Below are 2,052 nucleotides of genomic sequence, written 5' to 3' on the forward strand. Positions count from 1 at the left end.
CCCCCACGAGCTGCGGGACAGGGTGCTGGGCAGGTTCGACGTCGCCTACACCGACGGTTCCGGCATGAAGGACCTCGTCGAGGCCGGGCAGGAGGCGCTCGACGACCAGTAGATCGTCCAGGACAAAAACGACATGGAGGAGTTCTTCGAGAAGCTCAACACCGGGCAGGAGGCCACCTACGGGTTCGAGCAGACCCGCCGGAACCTGATCATGGGGTCGGTGGACCGCCTGCTCATCTCCGAGGACCTCCGCTCGGACGTGGTCGTCTACGAGTGCCCGAACGGCCACGAGGAGTACGAGGTGGTCGACGCCCGCCACTCGACGCCCGACCACGAGTGTAGCGAGTGCGGCGAGGAGGCGGCCGTCGAGGAGCGCGAGGACGTCATCGAACACCTGATGGCCATCGCGGAACAGCGCGGCACCGAGACGCGGTTCATCTCCACGGACTTCGAGAAGGGCGAGCAGCTGCTCGACGCGTTCGGCGGAATCGCGGGTATCCTGCGGTACTCGACCGGCGTGTGAACTTCCCCTGCCTACTCGCCGCCTTCGGGCTGCGTTGCTCCTTAAGCAAGGGGGCTTACCGCCTACATTCAGCTAAAACGGCTCTCTGAGGGCCTCCCGCGGCGCTTCCCTTACTGCTGTTCCGGCTCGACCGGCTCCGGAGCGATCTCCAAGCACGCGCAGGCGTCGGACTCGGGGTCGAAGCAGTCCGGGCACTCCGGCTGCCGGTCGATGATCGTGTCGAGCCGCTCCGCCACCGTGTCGTCGATGACGGCCTCCAGCTCGCGGGCCTCCGCCTGGAAGTCCTCGACCGCGAGGACGTTCGCGAGGAAGCGCTCGATGATACAGTAGGTCTGGAGCGCGTCGCGGGCGCGAACGATGCCGTCGTCGGTGAGCGTGACGCCCTTGTACTTCTCGTGTTCGGCGAGGCCGCGCTCCTCGAGCTTGCCGATCATCTCGTTGGCGCTGGCCGGGCTGACGCCGAGCGCGTCGGCGATCGACCCGGTCGAGGCGGGACCGTCTTCGCTGTCCTGTACGACGTATATCGTCTTGAGGTACTGATCTGCGGTGTTCACGGCTGTCCTCCGTCGACCGTCGTCGGCGACTCGTCTGTCCGGTTCATCGGCGCTCCATGACCTCCGTGATCTCCCGTACGCCCTCGGCCTCCTCGTCGCGGATCGCCGTCAGGGTCGCGATCAGCTCCTCGCGGTCGATCGAGAACGCCGCGTCGGAGTCCTCGATCGCCTCGATGAGGTCGTCGTAGAACTTGTACGCCGTCTCCTCGTTACACAGCTGGTCGTACAGCACGTCGTCGAAGTCCTCCGGCCGCGTCCGCCCGTAGCGCGCGTCGACCAGCGACTCGATCTCGTCGAACGGGACGCTGTCGACGCCGAGCCCCTCGACGAGGGCCTCCAAGCGCTCGCGGTGGTCGGCCGACTCCTCGGCGGCGTCGGCGAGCAGGGTCTCCACCTCCTCGTCGAGCTCGGCGTCCAGCTGCTGGTAGTGGCGGTGCGTTCGCGCTTCGACGACCTCTTCGAGCACGATTCCGATCTGGAGCAGCCGCGCGAGCTGGTCGTCGGAGGCGACCCGCTGGCTCACGCTCACCGCGACCACCCGAGACGGCGCGATACGCGGGTTCGCATACCTCCGACTCGGGCGTCGTCGGTCTTAAGCCGTTCCCCTCGGTCCTCGGTCGCTCCGCGACTCCCGCTGACAAAAAATCCGCGCCGCGCAGACGGCCTACTGAAGCCGCTCGAAGACGAGCTCCTCGACGTCGTCGCGGAACTCGTCGACCGCGATCTCTTCGAGGACGGGCACGAAGAAGCCCTCGACGAGCATGTTCCGCGCCGTCCGCGAGTCGATCGACCGGCTCTCGAGGTAGAACAGGTCCTCGGCGTCGACCTGCCCGACCGTCGCGGAGTGCGACGCCTCGGTGTCGTGGTTGTGGATGATCAGCTTCGGCGACGCGTCGGCCTCGGCGTCGTCCGACAGCATCAGCGTGTTCTCGCGCTGGTAGCTGGAGGTGTTCCACGCGTCCTCGCCGACGTCCT

At 67.0% G+C, this 2,052-nt stretch carries 3 protein-coding genes and 1 pseudogene; 1 reads left to right on the plus strand and 3 read right to left on the minus strand.

Annotated elements, in window-relative coordinates; genetic code table 11:
• Window positions 1-523 (plus strand): annotated as a pseudogene (locus B9G38_RS16475) (peptide chain release factor 1); the annotation flags it as partial.
• A gap of 110 nt (window positions 524-633) precedes the next feature.
• On the opposite strand, the gene B9G38_RS16480 reads toward B9G38_RS16475, so the two are convergent.
• The 3 genes from B9G38_RS16480 to B9G38_RS16490 form a co-directional block, all read right to left on the minus strand.
• Window positions 634-1,077 carry a metal-dependent transcriptional regulator gene (locus B9G38_RS16480; RefSeq protein WP_086221097.1) on the minus strand — a complete coding sequence of 148 codons (444 nt, stop codon included), beginning with the start codon at window positions 1,075-1,077 and terminating at the stop codon, window positions 634-636.
• Window positions 1,078-1,120: 43 nt separating this feature from the next.
• Window positions 1,121-1,606: a ferritin family protein gene (locus B9G38_RS16485; RefSeq protein WP_086221098.1), complete on the minus strand. Its 486-nt coding sequence runs from the start codon at window positions 1,604-1,606 to the stop codon at window positions 1,121-1,123.
• Window positions 1,607-1,741: 135 nt separating this feature from the next.
• Window positions 1,742-2,052: SufD family Fe-S cluster assembly protein (locus tag B9G38_RS16490; RefSeq protein ID WP_198945728.1), on the minus strand; the 311-nt coding region annotated here is incomplete at its 5' end.

This window comes from Halorubrum sp. SD612 (assembly GCF_002135005.1).